The following is a 21,586-nucleotide window of genomic DNA, read 5'->3' on the forward strand; positions in this document are numbered from 1 at the left end:
GTGTTTCATTTGTGCATCCCGTAAAGGGGCCGCATGGCCTCACGCTACAATGCGCGGTTTGGAATCGCGGCGGCCACGTGGCCGCCGGGTTCCCGCCGCTCGCGGCGCCCGTTTGCCGATTTTGCTCCGATGACACGAACCCGTTCCTCCGCCCAGTCCTCCTCCGGCCGCCCTGCGCGCCTGGCCGCGCTGCATCTCGCGCCCGATTCGCTGGGCTTTGCGCTCGACGCGGCCGCGCAGGCAGTCGATGCGGTGCGGCGCGGCACCGCGCTGCCGGCGGCACTGGCCGCGGTGTTCGCGCAGATGCCGGCCGGCGCGCAGGCGCTGGCGCGCGGCGCGACGCAGGACGTCGCGTACCGGACGATGCGCCGCCTCGGCACCGCGGACTGGCTGATCGGCAAACTCGTCAGCAAGGCGCCGCCCGCGCACGTGCAGGCGGTGCTCGCCGGCGCGCTTGCGCTGCTGCTCGATCCGGAAGAATCGGCTGCGTATCCGGCGTTCACGATCGTCGACCAGGCCGTGACCGTGATCGGCGCACGGCGCGAATATGCGTTCGCGAAGGGGCTGGTCAACGCGGTGCTGCGCCGTTTCCAGCGTGAACGCGACGCGCTCGTCGCGGCGCTGCAGGACGATCCGGTCGCCCGCTGGAACTATCGCCCGTGGTGGATCGATGCGGTGAAGCGCGCGTGGCCGGACGCATGGCAGGCGATCCTCGCGGCCGGTGAGCGCCAGGGACCGCTCACGCTGCGCGTGAACGCGCGCCGCGCGACCGTCGACGCATATCTCGACACGTTGCGCGCGAACGGAATCGACGCGATCGCGATCGGCCGCCATGCGGTGCGGCTCGCGTCGGCGCTTCCCGTCGATCGCATTCCGGGCTTCGCCGATGGCGTCGTGTCGGTGCAGGATGCCGGCGCGCAACTCGCGGCCGAATGGCTCGGCGCGCGTGACGGCATGCGCGTGCTCGACGCGTGCGCGGCGCCCGGCGGCAAGACCGGCCATATCCTCGAGCTTGCCGACGCGGACGTCGTCGCGCTCGAAAGCGACGCGACCCGTGCGGCGCGCATCGGCGAGAACCTCGCGCGCCTGTCGCTCGCGGCGGACGTGCGCGTCGGCGATGCCGGCGTGCCGGACGCGTGGTACGACGGCCGTCCGTTCGACCGCGTCCTTGCCGACGTGCCGTGCTCCGCGTCGGGCATCGTGCGCCGTCATCCCGACATCCGCTGGCTGCGCCGCGAAGCCGACATCGCCGCGCTCGTCGCGGAACAGCGCCGCATCCTGACGGCGTTGTGGTCGCTCGTGAAGCCGGGCGGCGAACTGCTCTATGTGACCTGCTCGATCTTTCCCGAGGAGGGCGAATTGCAGGCCCGCTGGTTTGAAGCGTCCTGTGAAGATGCGGTACGATTGGACGCGCCCGGCCAACTGCTGCCGGGCGGCGTGCACGTCGGGGCGGCCGGCGCACGCGACCAGAACACCGATCACGACGGATTTTTCTACGCGCGGTTTCAGAAACGGTGACGATCAAACACCTTTTTCCACTTCGGCTCGCGGCCGTCCTGCTGGTCGCGCTGGCGCTGTGCCTGACTGTCGTTCGGCCGGCGCGCGCCGAGTCGATCGCCGTGCAGCGCGCATCGCTGCAGGCTGACGGAAGCGGCTGGAGTCTCGATGCCCGCTTCGATTTCGAGCTGAATCCGAACCTCGAGGATGCCGTCAACAAGGGCATCCCGCTTTACTTCACGACCGACTTCGAACTGGGCCGCGCGCGCTGGTACTGGTTCGACGAGCAGCCGGTGTCGGTGTCGCAGACGATCCGGCTGTCGTTCCAGCCGCTCACGCGCGAGTACCGCGTGTCGACGGGCGGGCTGCAGCTCGGCTTCCCGTCGCTGAAGGACGCGCTCGCGGTGGTCCGGCACATCACGTCGTGGCACGTGATCGACCGCAACCAGGTGCGCGCCGGCGAAACCTATACGGCCTCGGTGCGGATGCAGCTCGATACGGCGCTGATGCCGAAGCCGTTCCAGGTCGACGCGGTGAACAACCGCGACTGGACGCTCGGGTCGGACTGGAAGCGCTTTACGTTCACGGTGACCGAACGTGCTAAATAAAGTGCGCCGCGCGGCCAGCGGGAAGAGCCTCCTCGTTCGCGTGATCGTCTCGACCGTCGCGATCACCGCGCTGCTGCTGCTCGTGCTGCTCGCGGCCGCGAGCGCGAACACCGAATTCTTCGACCGCTACTACTCGTGGCTGTACGCGATGAACATCATCGTCGCGCTCGTGTTCCTGCTGGTCGTGCTCGGGCTGATCGGGATGATCGTCGCGCGCCTGAGGAAGGGCAAGTTCGGCACGCGGCTGCTCGCGAAGCTCGCGGTGTTCTTCGCGCTCGTCGGCGTGGTGCCGGGCGGCATCATCTACATCGTGTCGTACCAGTTCGTGTCGCGCAGTATCGAGTCGTGGTTCGACGTGAACGTCGAGACCGCGCTGACGGCCGGCCTGAACCTCGGCCGCGGGATGCTCGACGCGTCGCTGTCGGACCTGCAGACGAAGGCACGGCTGATGTCCGACCAGCTTGCGAGCGTCGATGCGAACACGAACGGCACGACGCTCACGCTCTTGCGCCTGCGCGACCAGTTCGGCGTGCAGGACGCGACGATCGTCGAGCCGAGCCGCGGCGCCTCCGGCGCGGCGCCCGACCTGCACATCGTCGCGCAGGCATCGGGCAATTTCGCCGCGCTGATTCCGGACGACCTGCCGACGCCGCTGATGCTGAGCCAGGCGCGCGAACACGGCGCGTACGCGGCGATCGAGGGCGAAGTCGACGGCGACCCGCGCGCGCACGGCGCGAAGGGCGCGTTGCGGTTGCGGGTCGTGCGGCCGATTCCCGATGCGACGACATCGCTGCTGCAGCCGGCGGAGCGGTTCCTGCAGCTCACGCAGCCGGTGCCGCCCACGCTCGCGCACAACGCCGACGCGGTGCAGCGCGCGTATCGCGAGTACCAGGAAAAAGCGCTCGGCCGCACCGGGCTGCGCAAGATGTACATCGGCACGCTGACGCTCGCGCTGTTCCTCGCGACCTTCATCGCGATGATGCTCGCGCTCGCGCTCGGCCAGCAGCTCGCGCGGCCGCTGTTCCTGCTCGCGCAGGGGACGAAGGAGATCACCGAAGGCGACTACACGCCGAAGCGCGAGATCAAGTCGCGCGACGAGCTCGGCTTCCTCACGCAGTCGTTCAACGCGATGACGCGCCAGCTGTCCGAGGCGCGGCTCGCGGTCGAGAAGAACCGCGTCGCGCTCGAGCATTCGAAGACGTATCTCGAGAGCATTCTCGCGAACCTGACCGCCGGCGTGTTCGTGCTCGACCGCCAGTTCCGGCTGACGACGGCCAACCGCGGCGCCGAGCGGATCTTCCGGCAGCCGTTCAGCGCGATGATCGGCACGGCTCTCGACCGGATCGGCGTGGTAGCGGAATTCGGCGCGATGGTGCGCAAGGCATTCGCCGATCGCGAGGCGGCTTCCGACGGCGGCAGCGGCGATCGCGGTCACTGGCAGCAGCAGTTCGCGATCGAGGTGCCGGGCGAAGCCGATCCGCTGACCCTGCTCGTGCGCGGCACGCGCCTCGTGTCGACGGTCGAGGGCGAGGCCGACGATCCGCAGACGTCCGGCTACGTCGTCGTGTTCGACGACATCTCCGACGTGATTTCCGCGCAGCGTTCGGTCGCATGGGGCGAGGTCGCGCGGCGGCTCGCACACGAGATCAAGAATCCGCTGACGCCGATCCAGCTGTCGGCGGAGCGGCTGCAGATGAAGCTGTCCGACAAGCTTGCGCCGCAGGATGCGGACGTGCTCAAGCGCGGCGCGACGATGATCGTCAACCAGGTGGCCGCGATGAAGCGGATGGTCGACGACTTCCGCGAATATGCGCGCACGCCGCCGGCGGTGCTCGCGAACCTGCAGTTGAACGAACTGGCGAGCGAGGTGCTCGGGCTGTATGGTGTCGGCGAAGGCAAGAGCGCGATCGTCGCCGAACTCGCGCCGTCGCTGCCGGTGATCCGCGGCGACGCGACGCAACTGCGCCAGGTGATTCACAACCTGTTGCAGAACGCGCAGGATTCGGTCGCGGAAGTCGCGCATCCGCGTGTGTTGATCGAAACCAAGACAGTAGAATATGGCGATCCCGACGCCGAGGGCAAAACGCGCGTCGCGGTACGTCTTACCGTGTCCGACAACGGGCCCGGTTTTCCGGCACGCATCCTGACCCGTGCGTTCGAGCCTTACGTGACGACGAAGGCGAAGGGCACGGGGCTCGGGTTGGCCACGGTCAAGAAAATCGTCGACGAGCACGGCGCGCGGATCGATCTGCGCAATCGCATGCACGGCGAGACCGTCGAGGGTGCGCAGGTGTCGATCCTTTTCCTGCAGATGGCGAGCGATACGCCAGATGCCGAATCCGGCGCGCAGGGCGGGACGGCTCCCGCCAAGACAAAAGCAAGTGTGCAGACAAAGGCAGCGTAAATGGCAACCATCCTGGTGGTAGATGATGAAATGGGCATCCGGGAATTGCTCTCGGAGATCCTCAGCGATGAAGGACATGTCGTCGAGGCGGCGGAGAACGCGCAGGCCGCGCGGGAATACCGTCTGAATCAGGCGCCCGATCTCGTGCTGCTCGATATCTGGATGCCCGATACCGACGGCGTCACGCTGCTCAAGGAATGGGCGGCGCAGGGCCTGTTGACGATGCCCGTGATCATGATGTCCGGGCACGCGACGATCGACACGGCCGTCGAGGCGACGAAGATCGGCGCACTCGATTTCCTCGAGAAGCCGATCGCACTGCAGAAGCTGTTGAAGTCCGTCGAGCACGGTCTCGCACGCGGTGCGGCACCGGTGTCCGTCAACGCGGCGGCGAAGGGCGGTGTCGGCCAGGCCTCGGGCCCGGCGGCGGTCGCGTCCGCGGCCGCGCTGCCGACGCTTGGCGACGACATGGCCGTGGCGCTCGGCCTCGCGGGCCAGACGGCCGCGATTCCGTTCGACATCCCGTTGCGCGAAGCGCGCGACGCGTTCGAGCGAGCGTATTTCGAATATCACCTCGCGCGCGAGAACGGCAGCATGACGCGCGTCGCGGAGAAGACGGGCCTCGAGCGCACGCACCTGTATCGCAAGCTCAAGCAGCTCGGCGTCGAGCTCGGCAAGAAGCCGTCGGAAGGTGTCGCGTAAAATATTTCGCGAAAACACTTGCGCAAGTGGAGATGGCTGGATATACTTTCTCTTCTTCGTTGGCCCGGTAGCTCAGTTGGTAGAGCAGCGGATTGAAAATCCGCGTGTCGATGGTTCGATTCCGTCCCAGGCCACCAGCAGTTCCAACCCCAAGAATCGGAAGGTTCTTGGGGTTTTTCGTTTGTGGTGGGTTTGCGTGGCATCGGCGGCGCGCCCGGCAGCATTCGCCGGGGCGTGATAAAATCCGTGCCCGCTCAATGACTTAGCGCATCGTTTCATGCGCACCGCAGGCGCCGCCGTGATGCGCGGCAACGATGCCGCGCGATGGGCGGTATAAGCGCCCCGTCGCGTTCGCGGCCGAGCGCGCTGCCTATACTGGTCGAGCCGGCGCAGGCCGGCACGCGTCGGGCCGCCCGGCGGCAGTCGGCCCCGGGGCGCAGCGCGACGCGAGCCTACACATTCACGGAGTATCACGGTGATTCGGACAGACGCTAAAGACGGCGCGCTCGTGTTGTTTTCCGGCGGGCAGGACTCAGCCACGTGCGTGGCCTGGGCCCTCGAACGCTACCAGACGGTCGAGACGCTTGGCTTCGATTATGGCCAGCGCCACCGCGTCGAACTCGAATGTCGCGAAGGCGTGCGCGAAGCGCTGAAGCGCAAGTTTCCGGCGTGGTCGGACCGGCTCGGCGACGATCACATGATCGACCTGTCGGTGCTCGGCGCGATCAGCGATACCGCGATGACGCGCACGATCGAGATCGAGACGACGGCGAACGGCCTGCCGAACACGTTCGTGCCGGGCCGCAACCTGATGTTCATGACGATCGCCGCGGCGATCGCCTATCGCCGCGGGCTGCGCGTGTTGGTCGGCGGGATGTGCGAGACCGACTTCTCGGGCTATCCCGACTGCCGCGACGATACGATGAAGGCGCTGCAGGTCGCGCTGAATCTCGGGATGGATACGCGCATGGTGCTCGAGACGCCGCTGATGTGGCTCGACAAGGCGCAGACCTGGCAACTCGCCGAACAGCTCGGCGGCGACGCGCTCGTCGAACTGATCCGTGTCGAGACGCACACGTGCTACGTGGGCGAGCGCGCGGAACTGCACGACTGGGGCTTCGGCTGCGGCGAATGCCCGGCCTGCAAGCTGCGCAAGCGCGGCTACGAGGCCTACCTGAAGGGCGAGCGGGTGACCGAAGCGCCGCTGTGACGCGGGTGCGCCGGCAGCGCTTGATGGATAACGGATTCTGATCGACAACGAGCGGCGCGAGCCGGACGAAGCACGATGACTTACGCGGTCAAGGAAATTTTCTACACGTTGCAGGGCGAGGGCGCGAACGCGGGCCGTCCGGCCGTGTTCTGCCGGTTCGCCGGCTGCAATCTGTGGTCGGGCCGTGAAGAGGATCGGGCGGACGCCGTGTGCCGCTTCTGCGATACGGACTTCGTTGGCACCGACGGCGAGAACGGCGGCAAGTTCAAGGACGCCGAGGCACTCGTCGCGACGATCGCCGGTCTGTGGCCGGACGGTGAGGCGCACCGCTTCGTCGTCTGCACGGGCGGCGAGCCGATGCTGCAGCTCGACCAGACGCTCGTCGACGCACTGCACGCGGCGGGCTTCGAGATCGCGATCGAGACCAACGGCTCGCTGCCGGTGCTCGAGACGATCGACTGGATCTGCGTGAGCCCGAAGGCCGACGCGCCGCTCGTCGTCACGAAGGGCAACGAACTGAAGGTCGTGATCCCGCAGGACAACCAGCGGCTTGCCGACTACGCGAAGCTCGATTTCGAGTATTTTCTCGTGCAGCCGATGGACGGCCCGTCGCGCGATCTCAACACCAAGCTCGCGATCGACTGGTGCAAGCGGCATCCGCAGTGGCGGCTGTCGATGCAGACCCACAAATATCTGAACATTCCCTGAGCCACGGCTTTTGACATCGTGCTGATTACCCGAAAACTCGAATTCGACGCGGGCCACCGCATTCCCGATCACCGCAGCCAGTGCCGCAACCTGCACGGCCATCGCTACGTGCTCGAAGTCACGCTGCGCGGCGATCTCGTCGATACCGAGGGGGCGCCCGACCGCGGCATGGTGATGGATTTCGCCGACGTGAAGGCGCTCGCGGTCGAGCACCTCGTCAACAAGTGGGATCACGCGTTCCTGGTCTACGCGCGCGACGAAGTCGTGCGCTCGTTCCTCGAGCAGATGGCCGATCACAAGACCGTCGTGATCGACCGGATCCCGACCGTCGAGAACCTGGCGGCGATCGCGTTCGACATCCTCGCGAACGTGTACGACGCGCACTATGGCGTGAACCTGCGTCTGGAACGCGTGCGCCTGTACGAAACGCCGAACTGCTGGGCCGACGTCGAGCGCCAGCCCGGCCGCTGATCCCGCCTTTCCGGCAGCCCCGCCAGCCGGCGCGGGCTGCCTGCCACCGCGCCGTACGGCCTCGTCCGGCGCCACTCCCCTCCGGTTCCCACATTCCGCGTAGCGCCGCGCTATGATCGTTGCGTGGCACCGGAAAACACATAGGTGCGCCGTCGTGCGGCCCGCGCTGTCAGATCGGCCGCCCACGGCCGACTGACGTTCATGGGCCCGGTCCGGCGCCGCCGGGCATGGCGGTCCGGCGTGTTGCGCCCGCTTGGCCTGTTGCTTGTCCCGTTCGATTGCCGTTCCGTCCAGGAGCCCGTATCGATGAGCACGCTCACCAATTCCCTCAAACTACGTCTGCATGACGGCAACGAGCCGCTGTACGGCCTGTGGCTGTCGCTCGGCTGCGATTCGGCCGCGGAAGCGCTCGCGCACGCCGGCTACGACTGGCTCTGCATCGACATGGAGCACGCGCCGAACGACAGCCGCGACGTCGCATCGCAGCTGCGCGCGCTGGCCGCCGCGCACCTGCCGAGCGAGCCCGTCGTGCGCGTGCCGGGGCGCGAGCCGTGGCTTGTGAAGCGCGCGCTCGACGCCGGCGCGCGCACGCTGATGTTCCCGTGCATCGAGACGCGCGACGAGGCCGCGCACGCGGTGCGGCTCACGCGTTTCCCGTCGCCTGACTCTCCCGACGGGCTGCGCGGCGTGGCCGGCATGGTGCGCGCGGCGGCATACGGCATGCGTCGCGATTACCTGCAGACGGCGAATGCGCAGGTCGCGGTGATCGTGCAGATCGAATCGGCGCGCGGGATCGACGAAGTCGAGCGGATCGCCGCGACGCCGGGCGTCGACTGCCTGTTCATCGGCCCGGCGGATCTGGCGGCGAGCCTCGGGCATCTCGGCGACAGCCGCCACCCGGATGTCGAGACCGCGATGGCGCGCGTGCTCGCGGCCGGCAAGCAGGCCGGCGTCGCGGTCGGCATCTTCGCGAGCGATACGGCGACCGCGCGCCAGTATCGCGAGGCCGGCTACCGGATGATCACGCTGTCGGCCGACGTGAGCTGGCTGCTGCGCGCGACGCGCCAGGCGCTGCAGGAGGTACGGTCATGAACGGTGGTGAGGGCGCGGGTCCGGGACGCGCGCGGCGTACGACCGGCGCGCTGCTGGGGCTGTGGATCGTGAGCGTCGCGGCGTTGGCACAGAATGCGCCACACGCGAAACCGGACCCGGCGCACGAGACGCAATCGGCGGTGGCCGACTACAACGCCGGCGACTATCGTGCGGCGCTGGTGCAGTTCCACGACGCGGCCGAACGCGGCGACCGGCTCGCGCAGTTCAATTACGCGATGATGCTGCTCACCGGCGTCGGCGTGACCGCGAACGTCGACGAAGGGCTGCGCTGGTTGAAGCGGGCGGCCGACGCGAACATGTCGCATGCGCAGTACGTGTACGGGCGGATGTTCGACGACGGCGAGTTCGTCGCGCGCAATCCGGCCGAAGCGCACCGCTGGTTCCTGCGCGCGGCGAAGCAGGGGCACGTGCAGGCCGAGCTGTCGCTCGCGAACCAGTTCCTCGACGGGCGCGGCACGCCGCGCGACAACCGGCAGGCCTTCACGTGGTACAAGCAGGCAGCCGACGCGGGCGAGCCGACCGCGCAGTACGTGACCGCGTCCTTCTACGAACGCGGCGGCGACGGTGTCACGCAGAACCTGAACATCGCGCGTGCGTACTACGCGGCCGCGGCCGCGCAGGGCGACGAGACGGCCGGGCTGAAATTCAAGGAGCTGAGCGCGCGGCTGAAGACGCAGGAGCCGGCATCGGGTGCCGGTGCGGACCACGGAAGTCCGCGCGCGACGCCGCAGTGAGTGGGCGCTATCCGCTGCATTCGGCCTGGGCAATGAAAAACGGCGCCCGCGGCGCCGCTTTTCATTGCTGCGAGTGCTCGCGGCTGCGTGCCACGCCGCGTCGTCAGCTCTTCATCAGTCGCCGCTGCCGCCCGACGCTCATGATCATCCCGATCGCGACGCCGAGCGTCGCGAGCGCGGTGCCGCCGTAGCTCATGAACGGCAACGGCACGCCGACGACGGGCAACACACCGCTCACCATCCCGATGTTGACGAACGCGTAGACGAAGAACGCGAGCGTGAGCGAGCCCGCGAGCAGCCGGCCGAACAGCGTCGCGCCCTGCGCGGCGATGTAGAGCCCGCGCGCGATCAGCGCCATGTAAAGCGTCAGCAGCACGAGGCCGCCGGCGAGCCCCCATTCTTCCGAGAACACCGCGAAGATGAAGTCAGTGTGCTTCTCCGGAATGAATTCGAGGTGGGCCTGCGTGCCCTTCAGGTAGCCCTTGCCGAGCGCGCCGCCCGAGCCGATCGCGATCACGGCCTGGATCGTGTGGAAGCCCTTGCCGAGCGGGTCGGAGGTCGGGTCGAGCAGCGTGCACACGCGGTGCTTCTGGTAGTCGTGCATCAGCGGCCATTGCACTTCGGGCTGGCAGATGCGCTCTTCGAACACGGCGATCGAGCCGACCGCGATCACGCCCGCGACGAGTACCGGCACGATCAGCTTGAACGACAGGCCGGCGAGGTAGATCACGAAGAAGCCGGCCGCGAACACGAGCAGGCCGGTGCCGAGGTCGGGCTGCTTCGCGATCAGGCCGACGGGCACCAGCAGGATCCCGAACGCGGCGATGAAGTCGTACCAGCGCAGCCCGCCTTCGCGGCGCTGGTAGTACCACGCGAGCATCAGCGGTGTCGCGATCTTGAGGATTTCCGACGGCTGGATCACGACGCCGACGTTCAGCCAGCGCTTCGCCCCCTTCTTGGTCATCCCGAACAGCGCGACCGCGACCAGCAGCGCGACCCCGAACGTATAGAGCGGGACCGCGAAGCGCATCAGCGTCGTCGGCGGGATGTTGGCGATCACCCACATCAGCACGAACGTCAGCAGGATGTTGCGCAACTGATCCTCGACGCGGCCCGGCATGTCGATCGCCGCGCTGTACAGCGTGACGATGCCGACGCACAGCAGCAGGAACACGATGAGGGCGAGCGGGCGGTCGAAGCCCGCGAACATCTGCTTGATCTTGTCGAGCCAGGCGCGCTTGTCGAATTGCATGCCTTTCTCCGTTAATGAGCGGTGCCGGCGTTTGCCGCTTTCGCGGAGGCCGTGGCACGGAAGTTGTCGTCACGCGGCGCGGTGGCGAGCGGCTGCGCGTCGCTGGCGGGCCGGCGCGGCCGGTGCGGGCGCCGGATCGGCGGCAGGCTCGCTGCCTTCGGTGCCGCGGTGCTCGCGTCGGACGCCTGCGCTGCGCTCGTGCTGGCTGCGCCCGACGCATCGGGTGCCGATGCGGCCGATGCCGCATCCGCCGCGCTGGCCGCGTTCGGCACGACCGGCTGCGGCAGCGCGGTGAAGCCGGCCGCGACGGCGGCGGGCTTCACCGCGTCGCCGATCACCGGCGTGCTCACCGGCTCGGTCGCCGACGCGGCGGCGGCCACGGCCGCGGCCTCGTTCTGCGGATTCTGGCGCTCGACGAGGTAATAGTCGAGCACGCGGCGCGCGATCGGGCCCGCGGCCTGCGCGCCCCAGCCGCCGTTCTCGACGACCAGCGCGAGCGCGATCTGCGGATGGTCGACCGGCGCGTAGGCGATGAACAGCGCGTGGTCGCGCAGGTGCTCGGCAAGCAGGTGGCCCTTGTAGTTCGAGCCCTGCAGCGAGAACACCTGCGCGGTACCGGTCTTGCCGGCGGCGAGGTACGGCGCGCCGCGGAACACCTTGTACGCGGTGCCGGACGGGTTCTCGATCACGTTCTCCATCCCGCGCTTCACGACGTCGATGTCGGCCTGCTTGAGCGGGATCGTTTCGCTTTCCTTCGGCACCGTCAGATGGCGCGCGCGCGAGATCGGATCCTCGACTTCCTTCACGAGGTGGGGCTTCATCACGACGCCGTTGTTCGCGAGTGTCGCGGTGGCATGCGCGAGCTGCAGGATCGTGTACGAGTTGTAGCCCTGGCCGATCCCGAGGCTGATCGTCTCGCCGTCGAACCACTTCTGTTGCGCGGCCTTCTTGAACGCCTTCTTCTTCCAGTCGGTCGACGGCAGGATCCCGCGCGCCTCGCCCTGGATGTCGATGCCGGTGATCTGGCCGAAACCGAACGGCTTCATGAAGTTCGCGATCGCGTTCACGCCGAGGTCGCGCGCGAGCATGTAGAAGTAGGTGTCGTTCGACACCATGATCGCCTTGTTCATGTCGACCCAGCCCTGGCCCGAGCGCACGTCGTTGCGGAACGTGTGGCCGCCGAACGTGAAGTAGCCGGGATCCTGGAAGCCCCAGCCCGGCGTGCGCTTGCCGAGCGTCAGGCCGGCCAGCGCCATGAACGGCTTGTACGTCGAGCCGGGCGGGTAGGTGCCGTGCAGCGGGCGATTCAGAAGCGGCTTGTCGGACGAGTTGTTCAGCTCGTCCCAGGTCTGCTGGTCGATGCCGTCGACGAACGAGTTCGGGTCGAAGCTCGGCGACGACACGAACGCGAGCACGTCGCCCGTCTTCGGCTCGATCGCGACGAGCGCGCCGCGCTTGCCGGCGAACGCCTGCTCGGCGACCTGCTGCAGCGCGATGTCGAGCGACAGCACGAGGTTGTTGCCGGGCGTCGCCTGCGTGCGCGACAGCGTGCGCACGGGCCGCCCGCCCGCCGTCACCTCGACTTCCTCGAAGCCCGTGAGGCCATGCAGCTCGGTTTCGTAGCTCTGCTCGACGCCGATCTTGCCGATGTAGTCGGTGCCCTTGTAGTTGTTCGCGTCGCGGCGCGGATCGTAGTGTTCCTGGTCGCTGTCGTTGTCGTCGCTCATCGCGTCGATGCGATCCTGGTCGCGCTTCGAGATCCGGCCGATATAGCCGATCACGTGCGCGGCGGTCATGCCGAGCGGGTACTGGCGGAACAGCCGCGCGCGCACGTCGACGCCGGGGAAGCGGAAGCGCTGCGCGGTGAAGCGCGCGACTTCCGCATCGGTGAGGCGTGTGCGGACCGGCAGGCTCTCGAAGTTCTTCGAGTCTTCCTGCAGCTTCTTGAAGCGGCGGCGGTCGCGCGCGTCGATCGGGATGATCTCGGACAGCTTGTCGATCGTGTTGTCGAGCGTGTCGTCGAGCTTCGACGGCGTGATCTCGAGCGTGTACGCGGAATAGTTCTTCGCGAGGACCACGCCGTTGCGGTCGGTGATGATCCCGCGGTTCGGCACGATCGGTGCGACCGAGATGCGGTTTTCCTCGGCCTGCAGCGCGTATTTGCCGTGCTGCATCAGCTGCAGGTAGAAGAAGCGGCTCGCGAGCAGCCCGAAGCACACGAACACGAACACGCCCGCCGCCGCGACGCGCAGGCGGAACTTCGAGAGCTGCTGTTGGGTGTCGTTGAATTCGGTCATGCGGTTACAGTCGATCCGGCCCGTGCGCGGCGCACGCGCGCGGGCGAGGGGCCGCCCCGAAGCGCGGCGCGCGGCGGGCGTGGGGGCGGCGGGTATTCAAGGTCGGTCCTGGTGCGGCTCAGATGGGGCGCGTATCGTCCGGGTCGACCGGACGGCGTTGCGGCATCAGCAGCAGGTGGCTCGCGATCGGCCACAGCGCGGCCTCGACGAAGCCGTCCACCAGATAGCGCCAGCCGGGAAACGCCGCGCCCATCACGAGGCGGATCACGAACGGCACCAGTTGCGCGACGACGAGCAGCGGCGTGACGTACAGCACCTGCACGCCGATCGGCATCCACAGCACACGGCGGTGGATCGTGATCGCGCCGTACGACAGCAGCGTATAGGCGAGCGCGTGCTCGCCGAGCAGCCCCGCATCATGCACGTCCATCAGGATGCCGAGCGCGAACGCGACGCCCATCCCGACCTTGCGCGGCTGGTGGATGTTCCAGAACAGCAGCACGAGCGCGACGAAGTCGGGCACGCCGGGCAGGCGGCCCCACGGCATCAGGTTAAGCAGGAACGCGGCGGCGAGGCTGAAGACGATGAAGTACGGGTTGACCGGCTGCAGGATGTATTGCGGACGGTTCATCGCTGGGCTCCTGGTTGCCCGGCCGCGGGCTTCGCCGGAGCGGCAGGCGCAGCCGGCGCGGGTGGCGCGCCGGGCGCGGCCGCGGTGGACGGCTTCGCGTTCGCGTCGGCCTTTGCGGCCTTGTCGCCCTTCGCGGCGGCCTTGGCGCCTTTCTTGCCCTTCGCGTTCTTGTCGGCGGCCGGCTCGGGCTCGGCCGGGCGCGGCGGGACGTCGTTCTGGTAATGCAGCACGAGCATCTGGCGCGCGCCGCGCACGGCGGCGACCGGCGCGCAGGTCACGCGTGCGAACGCGGTATCGGCGAGCTTGTCGACGCGCGCGACCTTCGCGACCGGCAGGCCCGGCGGGTACACGCCGTCGAGGCCGCTGGTGACGAGCTCGTCGCCCGCGACGAGGTCCGAACTCGTCGGCACGAAGCGCAGATCGAGCGAATCGCCCTTCGGCGTGCCGTAGATCACGCTGCGCAGGCCGGTGCGCAGCACCTGCACGGGAATCGCGAGATCGCGGTCGGTGATCAGCGTGACTTCGGCCTGCAGCGGGAACACGCGCGTGACCTGGCCGACCACGCCGTCCTCGCTGACAACCGGCGCGCCGTTCTGGATGCCCTGCTGCGAACCCTGCCCGATCACGATCTTCTGCGTGAACGGGTCGCTGGTGTCGTACTGGATCTCGACCGGCGTCGATTGCGTCGCGATGTGCTGGCGCAGCTCGAGCACCGCGCGCAGATGCATGTTTTCCTGCGTGAGCACGGCGGCCTGGTTGGCCTGCGTGGACAGCTGCAGGTTGCGCTTGCGCAGCGCGTCGTTCTCGTGGCGCAGCGATGAACCCGTGACGGCGATGTCGGCCGCGCCCATGAACAGGTCGCGCGGCACGAGCGCCGCGCGCTGCAGCGGGTACAGCACGGTGCCGAGCACGCCGCGGACGATTTCGAGCGTGCTGAAGCGCGCGTCCGATACGAGGAGCGCGATGGCGAGGGCGACGAAGAAGATGAGCCGCGCGAGCGCGGGCGGACCTTGCTTGAAGAGGGGCGGCGGACTGTATTCCATGGTCGGCGCCGGGCGCGTGGTGATCGGTTAAATGATGCTCAGACGCGCAAACGGCGTGGCGGTTCGTTCTGAACGAGCGATCCGGCCACGCCGCGGGTGCGTCATATCAAACGGGACTGCTTAGGCGATCACTCGTACGAGAAGATGCTGCCCAGCTTGTCCATGCGTTCGAGCGCCATGCCCGAACCGCGTACGACGCAGGTGAGCGGATCTTCCGCGACGAGCACCGGCAGGCCGGTTTCTTCCGCGAGCAGGCGATCGAGGTCGCGCAGCAGCGCGCCGCCGCCGGTCAGCATCATCCCGCGCTCGGCGATGTCGGCGCCGAGTTCCGGCGGCGTCTGCTCGAGGGCGATCTTCACGGACGACACGATCTGGTTCAGCGGATCGGTCAGCGCTTCGAGGATTTCGTTGCTGGAGATCGTGAAGCTGCGCGGAATGCCTTCCGACAGGTTGCGGCCCTTCACTTCCATTTCCTTGACTTCGGAGCCCGGGAACGCGGAGCCGATTTCCTTCTTGATCGCTTCGGCGGTCTGTTCGCCGATCAGCATCCCGTAGTTGCGGCGGATGTAGTTGACGATCGCTTCGTCGAACTTGTCGCCGCCGACGCGCACCGAGCCTTTATAGACGATGCCGCCGAGCGAGATCACGCCGACTTCGGTCGTGCCGCCGCCGATGTCGACGACCATCGAGCCGGTGGCTTCCGATACCGGCAGGCCCGCGCCGATCGCAGCCGCCATCGGCTCCTCGATCAGGTAGACCTGCGATGCGCCGGCGCCGTGCGCGGCTTCCTTGATCGCGCGGCGCTCGACCTGGGTCGAGCCGCACGGCACGCAGATGATGATGCGCGGCGACGGCGAGAACATGCGCGACTCGTGCGCCGTCTTGATGAACTGCTTGATCATCTGCTCGGTGACGGTGAAGTCGGCGATCACGCCGTCCTTCATCGGGCGGATCGCCTCGATGTTGCCCGGCACCTTGCCGAGCATCTGCTTGGCTTCCTTGCCGACCGCCTGGATCGTCTTCTTGCCGTTGGGGCCGCCTTCCTGGCGGATCGACACGACCGACGGCTCATCGAGCACGATGCCCTTGCCGCGCATGTAGATCAGGGTGTTTGCGGTGCCGAGGTCGATCGCCAGATCGTTGGAGAAGTAGCTGCGCAAAAAACCGAACATTCAGAATCCTGTTTCGCTCTGGGCCGGCCCTGCATAGCGAGCGCTGAGGGCGGCAGCGGAAAAAATAACAGCCTCGGGAAGCGTGGCGGAAGCGGCCGCCGCGGCGCACGAAGCTGCGAGTGATGTCTACCGGGGATCGCACGAAGCACGCACGGCTTGCCGAAGCGGGGCGAAACGGTGCGGGAAAAGGCTGCCGGGTTTGGGTCGAACGCGTAATGATACCTTATAATTTCGCGGTATTTGAATCGAAACGGACGGTATTTTTGCCGCTTCGGCCCCGATTATTGAGGGTGGGATCGTACCCTCCAACCCCCCGCCGCAGCGCGGTTTTTGATCCGCTGCGCAGTCTTGTTTTTCCGGTGATCGCATGGCCCTGACCCTGACCGATGTGAAACGCATCGCGCACCTGGCGCGACTCGAAATGGCCGACGCCGACGCCGAGCATACGCTCGGCCAGCTCAATGAATTCTTCGGCCTCGTCGAGCAGATGCAGGCGGTCGACACCGCCGGCATCGCGCCGCTCGCCCACCCGATCGAACAGATCCAGGAAGTCGCGCAGCGCCTGCGCGACGACGCCGTGACGGAAGTCGTCAATCGCGACGACAACCAGCGTCCGGCGCCGTCCGTCCAGGACGGCCTCTATCTCGTGCCGAAGGTGATCGAGTAAGCATTCGATGAGAAGCGCGCCGGCCGGCTTGCGCCGCGCGCCACCCAGAATTCCCAGGAAAACCACTCAATGCACGCAAAAAGCCTGACCGAACTGCGCGCCGCGCTCGCCGCCAAGGAATGCTCGGCCGTCGAGCTCGCGCAGCTCTACCTGAAACGGATCGACGCGGCACGCGACCTGAACGCGTTCGTCCATGTCGACGCCGACCTCACCCTCGCGCAGGCGAAGGCCGCCGACGCCGAACTCGCGCGCGGCGCGGGCGGCGCGCTGACCGGCCTGCCGATCGCGCACAAGGACGTGTTCGTCACGCGCGGCTGGCGCTCGACCGCCGGCTCGAAGATGCTCGCGAACTACGAGAGCCCGTTCGACGCGACCGTCGTCGCCCGCCTGCAGGCGGCCGGCATGGTCACGCTCGGCAAGACCAACATGGACGAGTTCGCGATGGGCTCGTCGAACGAGAATTCGGCGTTCGGCGCGGTGAAGAACCCGTGGGACACGAACGCGGTGCCGGGCGGCAGCTCGGGCGGCAGCTCGGCGGCCGTCGCCGCGCGCCTCGCGCCGGCCGCGACCGGCACCGACACCGGCGGCTCGATCCGCCAACCCGCGTCGTTCGCGGGCGTGACGGGCATCAAGCCGACCTACGGCCGCGTGTCGCGCTACGGGATGATCGCGTTCGCGTCGTCGCTCGACCAGGGCGGCCCGATGGCGCAGAGCGCGTCCGACTGCGCGCTGCTGCTGAACGCGATGGCCGGTTTCGACGAGCGCGACTCGACGAGCCTCGAGCGCGACGATGAAGACTTCACGCGCCACCTCGGCCAGCCGTGGGCGGCGGGCAACGACGCGGGCAAGCCGCTCGCGGGGCTGCGCATCGGCCTGCCGAACGAGTATTTCGGCGACGGCCTCGCCGACGACGTGCGCGCGTCGATCGACGCGGCACTCAAGCAATATGAAGCGCTCGGCGCGACGCTCGTGCCGGTGTCGCTGCCGAAGACCGAACTGTCGATCCCCGTGTACTACGTGATCGCACCGGCCGAGGCCTCGTCGAACCTGTCGCGTTTCGACGGTGTGCGCTTCGGCCATCGCGCCGCGCAGTACGGCGACCTGCTCGACATGTACAAGAAGTCGCGCGCCGAAGGCTTCGGCCCCGAAGTGAAGCGCCGGATTCTCGTCGGCACCTACGTGCTGTCGCACGGCTACTACGACGCGTACTACCTGCAGGCGCAGAAGATCCGCCGCATCATCGCGAACGATTTCCAGGAAGCGTTCAAGTCCTGCGACGTGATCATGGGCCCGGCGTCGCCGACGGTCGCATGGAATCTCGGCGCGAAGGGCGACGATCCGGTGCAGATGTATCTCGCGGATATCTACACGCTGTCGGTGAGCCTCGCGGGCCTGCCCGGCATGAGCGTGCCGTGCGGCTTCGGCGCCGGCGCGAACGCGAAGCGCCCGGTCGGTCTGCAGATCATCGGCAACTATTTCAACGAAGCCCGGATGCTGCAGGTCGCCGACGCGTTCCAGCGCGCGACCGACTGGCACAAGCAAGTTCCGGCGGGGGTGGGGAATGAGCCCCCACGCTCACTTTGTTCGCTGCCCCCCGAGGGGGCGCATGCCTCCCTTGAGGCGGCTCGGCGGGAGGCATGAACATGGCTACTCAATGGGAAGTCGTCATCGGTCTCGAGACGCACGCGCAACTGTCGACCGTCTCGAAGATTTTCTCCGGCGCGTCGACGCAGTTCGGCGCCGAGCCGAACACGCAGGCCTGCCCGGTCGACCTGGCGCTGCCGGGCGTGCTGCCGGTGCTGAACCGCGGCGCGGTCGAGCGGGCGATCCGCTTCGGCCTCGCGATCGGCTCGACCATCGCGCCGCGCAGCATCTTCGCGCGCAAGAATTATTTCTACCCCGATCTGCCGAAGGGCTATCAGATCAGCCAGTACGAGATTCCGGTCGTGCAGGGCGGCCAGATCACGATCCAGGTGCCCGCCAACGAAAAGGCCGGCAAGGAAGCGTACGAGAAGACCGTCAACCTGACCCGCGCGCACCTCGAGGAAGATGCGGGCAAGTCGCTGCATGAAGACTTCGCCGGGATGACCGGGATCGACCTGAACCGAGCGGGCACGCCGCTGCTCGAGATCGTCACCGAGCCGGAAATGCGCAGCGCGGCCGAGGCCGTGGCCTATGCGAAGGCGCTGCATGCGCTCGTCGTGTGGCTCGGCATCTGCGACGGCAACATGCAGGAAGGCTCGTTCCGCTGCGACGCGAACGTGTCGGTGCGCCCGGTCGGGCAGGAAAAGTTCGGCACGCGCGCCGAGATCAAGAACCTGAACTCGTTCCGGTTCCTTGAAGAAGCGATCAACTACGAAGTGCGCCGCCAGATCGAGCTGATCGAGGACGGCGGCGAAGTCGTGCAGGAAACGCGCCTCTACGATCCGGACAAGCGCGAGACGCGTTCGATGCGCAGCAAGGAAGACGCGCACGACTACCGCTATTTCCCCGACCCCGACCTGATGCCGCTCGTGATCGGCCAGGACTGGATCGAGCGCGTGCAGGCCGGGATGCCCGAACTGCCGGCCGCGATGCAGCAGCGCTTCGTCGCGCAATACGGCGTGTCCGCGTACGACGCGGGCGTGCTGACGTCGAGCAAGGCGATGGCCGCGTACTTCGAGGCCGTGGTCGCGAAGGCCGGCGCGGCGAACGCGAAGATCGCCGCGAACTGGCTGATGGGCGACGTGTCGTCGCAGCTCAATCGCGACGGCATCGAGATCGACGCGATTCCGGTCTCGGCTGCACAGCTCGCGCTGGTGCTGCAGCGCATCGCCGACGGCACGATCTCGAACAAGATCGCGAAGGAAATCTTCGCGACGATCTGGGACGAGAAGGCGACCGACGATGCCGCGGCCGACCGCGTCATCGACGCGAAGGGCCTGAAGCAGATCTCCGACACCGGCGCGCTGGAAGCGATCATCGACGAAGTGCTCGCGGCCAACGCGAAGTCGGTCGAGGAATTCCGCGCGGGCAAGGAAAAGGCGTTCAATGCGCTGATCGGCCAGGCGATGAAGGCGACCAAGGGCAAGGCGAATCCGCAGCAGGTCAACGAACTGCTGAAGAAGAAGCTCGGCTGAACATGGCCGCGCGCCTGAACCGCGCCTGACGACGGGCCGCCGCCGGATTCGTTCGGGGCGGCCCGTCGCTTTGGTGCATGCGTTATCGTGTGCGCGTGTGCATCGCACCGCCCAACGGAGGAACGAATGGCGAAACAACCGTCGCTCGACGATTTCCGCGTGCCGTACAGCACGCGCGAGAAGGAAGCTGCCGCATTCAAGCTCGATGCGTTCGATCCGGCCGCGAAGCCGTTCTCGTCGGGGGAGAAGGATGCCGACCGCGAACGGCTGTCGGCCGTGTCGACCGAGCTCGACGTGCAGCAGGAGCGCCTGCACACGCAGCAGAAGAAGCGCGTGCTGCTCGTGCTCCAGGGGATGGATACCAGCGGCAAGGACGGTACCGTGCGCGCGGTGTTCCGCGAGGTCGATCCGCTCGGCCTGCGCGTGGTGTCATTCAAGGCGCCGACGCCGATCGAGGCCGCGCACGACTTCATGTGGCGCGTGCATGCGCAGGTGCCGGCTGCGGGCGAGCTCGCGATCTTCAACCGCAGCCACTACGAAGACGTGCTCGTGCCGCGCGTGCTCGACGCGATCGACAGCAAGGAATGCGAGCGCCGCTTCCGCCAGATCCGCGATTTCGAGACGATGCTGTTCGAGAACGGCACCACGATCGTCAAGTGCTTCCTGCACATCTCGAAGGACGAGCAGCGCGCGCGGCTGCAGGCGCGCATCGACGATCCGACCAAGCACTGGAAGTTCGACATCTCCGATCTCGACGCGCGCAAGCACTGGGACGCGTACCAGTCGGCGTACCGCGATGCGCTCGCGGCGACGTCGGCCGAGCATGCGCCGTGGTACGTGATCCCGGCGAACTCGAAGACGCACCGCAACGTGATGATCGCCGAGCTGCTGCTGCGCACGATGACCGATATGAAGCTCGAATTCCCGCCGCCGAAGCCGGAACTCGAAGGCGTGAAGATCCGCTAGGCTGCGATCCTGCAAGAACTTCGAACAGAACTGAACTGAACAACGGAACCCGACATGATGCGAGTGATTACCGCCAACCTGAACGGCATCCGCTCCGCCGCGAAGAAGGGCTTCTTCGAATGGCTCGGCGAACAGAATGCCGACTGCGTATGCGTGCAGGAAATCAAGGTATCGGCCGACGACCTGCCGGCCGAGTTCGTCGAGCCGCACGGCTTCAGGAGCTACTTCCACCACGCGGAGAAGAAGGGCTACAGCGGCGCGGGCGTGTACAGCCGCCACGAGCCCGATGACGTGATCATCGGCTTCGGCAGCAGCGAATTCGATTCCGAGGGGCGCTACGTCGAGGCGCGCTACGGCAAGCTGTCGGTCGTGTCGGTGTACGTGCCGTCCGGCTCGAGCGGCGAAGAGCGCCAGCAGGCGAAGTACCGCTTCATGGACGAGTTCATGCCGCACCTCGCCGCGCTGAAGAAGACGCGCGAGGTGATCCTGTGCGGCGACGTGAACATCGTGCACAAGGAAATCGACATCAAGAACTGGAAGAGCAACCAGAAGAACTCGGGCTGCCTGCCGGAAGAGCGCGCGTGGCTCACGCAGCTGTTCGACGATGTCGGTTATGTCGACGTGTTCCGCACGCTCGACCCGCGTCCCGAGCAGTACACGTGGTGGAGCAACCGCGGCCAGGCGTACGCGAAGAACGTCGGGTGGCGGATCGATTACCAGATCGCGACGCCGGGCGTGGCCGGCACCGCGAAGCGCACGTCGATCTTCAAGGACATCAAGTTCAGCGATCACGCGCCGCTGACGGTGGATTACGACTACAAGAAGTGATGTTTTCCGCCGCGCATCGTGCGCGGCGGCGCGGTACGTGTCCGATCGCAGCTTGCCCCGGTGTATCGGGGGAAACTTCATATTGACTCGCGGGCGGCATCTTGCCCAATTGCAGTCGTCTCGGTTCGCCGGACACGGGTGCTTCATCACATCCGGCCGTTCGG

Annotated in this window: 19 protein-coding genes and 1 tRNA gene; 15 read left to right on the forward strand and 5 right to left on the reverse strand. The window is 67.3% G+C overall.

The window, feature by feature from the left end; translation table 11 throughout:
• The first annotated feature begins 129 nt into the window (after window positions 1-129).
• From rsmB to DIE06_RS11155, 10 genes are all read left to right on the forward strand, one after another.
• Window positions 130-1,518, forward strand: coding sequence for a 16S rRNA (cytosine(967)-C(5))-methyltransferase RsmB (rsmB, locus tag DIE06_RS11110; RefSeq protein WP_124661463.1), 1,389 nt, complete (start codon window positions 130-132; stop codon window positions 1,516-1,518).
• Window positions 1,515-2,105: a DUF4390 domain-containing protein gene (locus DIE06_RS11115; RefSeq protein WP_059607510.1), complete on the forward strand. Its 591-nt coding sequence runs from the start codon at window positions 1,515-1,517 to the stop codon at window positions 2,103-2,105. Before rsmB ends, DIE06_RS11115 begins: the two co-directional genes overlap by 4 nt.
• Window positions 2,095-4,509, forward strand: a complete 2,415-nt coding sequence (gene esaS / locus DIE06_RS11120; protein ID WP_124661464.1) for a sensor histidine kinase EsaS — start codon at window positions 2,095-2,097, stop codon at window positions 4,507-4,509. The genes DIE06_RS11115 and esaS overlap by 11 nt, the downstream gene beginning before the upstream one ends.
• On the forward strand, window positions 4,510-5,211 hold the full coding sequence (gene esaR / locus DIE06_RS11125; RefSeq protein WP_124661465.1) for a response regulator transcription factor EsaR: 702 nt from the start codon (window positions 4,510-4,512) through the stop codon (window positions 5,209-5,211).
• 61 nt (window positions 5,212-5,272) lie between these two features.
• Window positions 5,273-5,348, forward strand: a tRNA-Phe gene (locus DIE06_RS11130).
• A 338-nt stretch (window positions 5,349-5,686) separates the two neighbouring features.
• Window positions 5,687-6,421, forward strand: a complete 735-nt coding sequence (queC, locus tag DIE06_RS11135) for a 7-cyano-7-deazaguanine synthase QueC (RefSeq protein WP_006495384.1) — start codon at window positions 5,687-5,689, stop codon at window positions 6,419-6,421.
• A 75-nt stretch (window positions 6,422-6,496) separates the two neighbouring features.
• Window positions 6,497-7,129, forward strand: a complete 633-nt coding sequence (gene queE, locus DIE06_RS11140) for a 7-carboxy-7-deazaguanine synthase (RefSeq protein ID WP_124661466.1) — start codon at window positions 6,497-6,499, stop codon at window positions 7,127-7,129.
• A gap of 18 nt (window positions 7,130-7,147) precedes the next feature.
• Window positions 7,148-7,600 (forward strand): 6-carboxytetrahydropterin synthase QueD, encoded by a 453-nt coding sequence (queD, locus tag DIE06_RS11145; protein ID WP_014895699.1) that lies wholly within the window; start codon window positions 7,148-7,150, stop codon window positions 7,598-7,600.
• A 306-nt stretch (window positions 7,601-7,906) separates the two neighbouring features.
• Window positions 7,907-8,692: an HpcH/HpaI aldolase/citrate lyase family protein gene (locus DIE06_RS11150; protein ID WP_124661467.1), complete on the forward strand. Its 786-nt coding sequence runs from the start codon at window positions 7,907-7,909 to the stop codon at window positions 8,690-8,692.
• On the forward strand, window positions 8,689-9,447 hold the full coding sequence (locus DIE06_RS11155; protein WP_124661468.1) for a tetratricopeptide repeat protein: 759 nt from the start codon (window positions 8,689-8,691) through the stop codon (window positions 9,445-9,447). Before DIE06_RS11150 ends, DIE06_RS11155 begins: the two co-directional genes overlap by 4 nt.
• A gap of 103 nt (window positions 9,448-9,550) precedes the next feature.
• Here DIE06_RS11155 and rodA read toward each other — a convergent pair whose 3' ends face one another.
• The 5 genes from rodA to DIE06_RS11180 form a co-directional block, all read right to left on the reverse strand.
• The gene (gene rodA / locus DIE06_RS11160; protein WP_124614209.1) at window positions 9,551-10,699 is read right to left on the reverse strand and encodes a rod shape-determining protein RodA; all 1,149 of its coding nucleotides are present in this window, start codon (window positions 10,697-10,699) and stop codon (window positions 9,551-9,553) included.
• 11 nt (window positions 10,700-10,710) lie between these two features.
• Window positions 10,711-12,996, reverse strand: a complete 2,286-nt coding sequence (gene mrdA / locus DIE06_RS11165; RefSeq protein ID WP_124661469.1) for a penicillin-binding protein 2 — start codon at window positions 12,994-12,996, stop codon at window positions 10,711-10,713.
• Between the two features lie 118 nt (window positions 12,997-13,114).
• Window positions 13,115-13,627: a rod shape-determining protein MreD gene (mreD, locus tag DIE06_RS11170; protein WP_009687274.1), complete on the reverse strand. Its 513-nt coding sequence runs from the start codon at window positions 13,625-13,627 to the stop codon at window positions 13,115-13,117.
• Window positions 13,624-14,670 (reverse strand): rod shape-determining protein MreC, encoded by a 1,047-nt coding sequence (mreC, locus tag DIE06_RS11175; RefSeq protein WP_124661470.1) that lies wholly within the window; start codon window positions 14,668-14,670, stop codon window positions 13,624-13,626. The genes mreD and mreC overlap by 4 nt, the downstream gene beginning before the upstream one ends.
• A gap of 128 nt (window positions 14,671-14,798) precedes the next feature.
• The gene (locus DIE06_RS11180; RefSeq protein WP_004189550.1) at window positions 14,799-15,842 is read right to left on the reverse strand and encodes a rod shape-determining protein; all 1,044 of its coding nucleotides are present in this window, start codon (window positions 15,840-15,842) and stop codon (window positions 14,799-14,801) included.
• A gap of 367 nt (window positions 15,843-16,209) precedes the next feature.
• Between DIE06_RS11180 and gatC the strand changes: the two genes are divergently transcribed.
• The 5 genes from gatC to DIE06_RS11205 all read left to right on the forward strand — a co-directional run bounded on the left by gatC (window position 16,210) and on the right by DIE06_RS11205 (window position 21,422).
• Window positions 16,210-16,509 (forward strand): Asp-tRNA(Asn)/Glu-tRNA(Gln) amidotransferase subunit GatC, encoded by a 300-nt coding sequence (gene gatC / locus DIE06_RS11185; RefSeq protein WP_088925094.1) that lies wholly within the window; start codon window positions 16,210-16,212, stop codon window positions 16,507-16,509.
• Window positions 16,510-16,578: 69 nt separating this feature from the next.
• Window positions 16,579-18,150 (forward strand): Asp-tRNA(Asn)/Glu-tRNA(Gln) amidotransferase subunit GatA, encoded by a 1,572-nt coding sequence (gatA, locus tag DIE06_RS11190; protein ID WP_124661471.1) that lies wholly within the window; start codon window positions 16,579-16,581, stop codon window positions 18,148-18,150.
• 2 nt (window positions 18,151-18,152) lie between these two features.
• Complete coding sequence (gene gatB / locus DIE06_RS11195; RefSeq protein WP_124661472.1) at window positions 18,153-19,628, forward strand: Asp-tRNA(Asn)/Glu-tRNA(Gln) amidotransferase subunit GatB; 1,476 nt, start codon at window positions 18,153-18,155, stop codon at window positions 19,626-19,628.
• Between the two features lie 126 nt (window positions 19,629-19,754).
• On the forward strand, window positions 19,755-20,594 hold the full coding sequence (locus tag DIE06_RS11200) for a polyphosphate kinase 2 family protein (protein WP_124661473.1): 840 nt from the start codon (window positions 19,755-19,757) through the stop codon (window positions 20,592-20,594).
• A gap of 54 nt (window positions 20,595-20,648) precedes the next feature.
• Window positions 20,649-21,422, forward strand: a complete 774-nt coding sequence (locus DIE06_RS11205) for an exodeoxyribonuclease III (protein WP_124661474.1) — start codon at window positions 20,649-20,651, stop codon at window positions 21,420-21,422.
• Window positions 21,423-21,586: the final 164 nt, after the last annotated feature.

Origin of the sequence: Burkholderia sp. Bp8998, assembly GCF_003854235.1 — a bacterium.
Taxonomy (GTDB): Bacteria; Pseudomonadota; Gammaproteobacteria; order Burkholderiales; family Burkholderiaceae; genus Burkholderia.

What these genes read in the sequence shown, in the direction of transcription:
- rsmB (WP_124661463.1), top strand. Translation starts at nt 130, where the DNA reads ATGACACGAACCCGTTCCTCCGCCCAGTCCTCCTCCGGCCGCCCTGCG.
- esaR (WP_124661465.1), top strand. Translation starts at nt 4,510, where the DNA reads ATGGCAACCATCCTGGTGGTAGATGATGAAATGGGCATCCGGGAATTG.
- queE (WP_124661466.1), top strand. Translation starts at nt 6,497, where the DNA reads ATGACTTACGCGGTCAAGGAAATTTTCTACACGTTGCAGGGCGAGGGC.
- DIE06_RS11150 (WP_124661467.1), top strand. Translation starts at nt 7,907, where the DNA reads ATGAGCACGCTCACCAATTCCCTCAAACTACGTCTGCATGACGGCAAC.
- DIE06_RS11155 (WP_124661468.1), top strand. Translation starts at nt 8,689, where the DNA reads ATGAACGGTGGTGAGGGCGCGGGTCCGGGACGCGCGCGGCGTACGACC.
- rodA (WP_124614209.1), bottom strand. Translation starts at nt 10,699, where the DNA reads ATGCAATTCGACAAGCGCGCCTGGCTCGACAAGATCAAGCAGATGTTC.
- mrdA (WP_124661469.1), bottom strand. Translation starts at nt 12,996, where the DNA reads ATGACCGAATTCAACGACACCCAACAGCAGCTCTCGAAGTTCCGCCTG.
- mreD (WP_009687274.1), bottom strand. Translation starts at nt 13,627, where the DNA reads ATGAACCGTCCGCAATACATCCTGCAGCCGGTCAACCCGTACTTCATC.
- mreC (WP_124661470.1), bottom strand. Translation starts at nt 14,670, where the DNA reads ATGGAATACAGTCCGCCGCCCCTCTTCAAGCAAGGTCCGCCCGCGCTC.
- DIE06_RS11180 (WP_004189550.1), bottom strand. Translation starts at nt 15,842, where the DNA reads ATGTTCGGTTTTTTGCGCAGCTACTTCTCCAACGATCTGGCGATCGAC.
- gatC (WP_088925094.1), top strand. Translation starts at nt 16,210, where the DNA reads ATGGCCCTGACCCTGACCGATGTGAAACGCATCGCGCACCTGGCGCGA.
- gatA (WP_124661471.1), top strand. Translation starts at nt 16,579, where the DNA reads ATGCACGCAAAAAGCCTGACCGAACTGCGCGCCGCGCTCGCCGCCAAG.
- gatB (WP_124661472.1), top strand. Translation starts at nt 18,153, where the DNA reads ATGGCTACTCAATGGGAAGTCGTCATCGGTCTCGAGACGCACGCGCAA.
- DIE06_RS11200 (WP_124661473.1), top strand. Translation starts at nt 19,755, where the DNA reads ATGGCGAAACAACCGTCGCTCGACGATTTCCGCGTGCCGTACAGCACG.
- DIE06_RS11205 (WP_124661474.1), top strand. Translation starts at nt 20,649, where the DNA reads ATGATGCGAGTGATTACCGCCAACCTGAACGGCATCCGCTCCGCCGCG.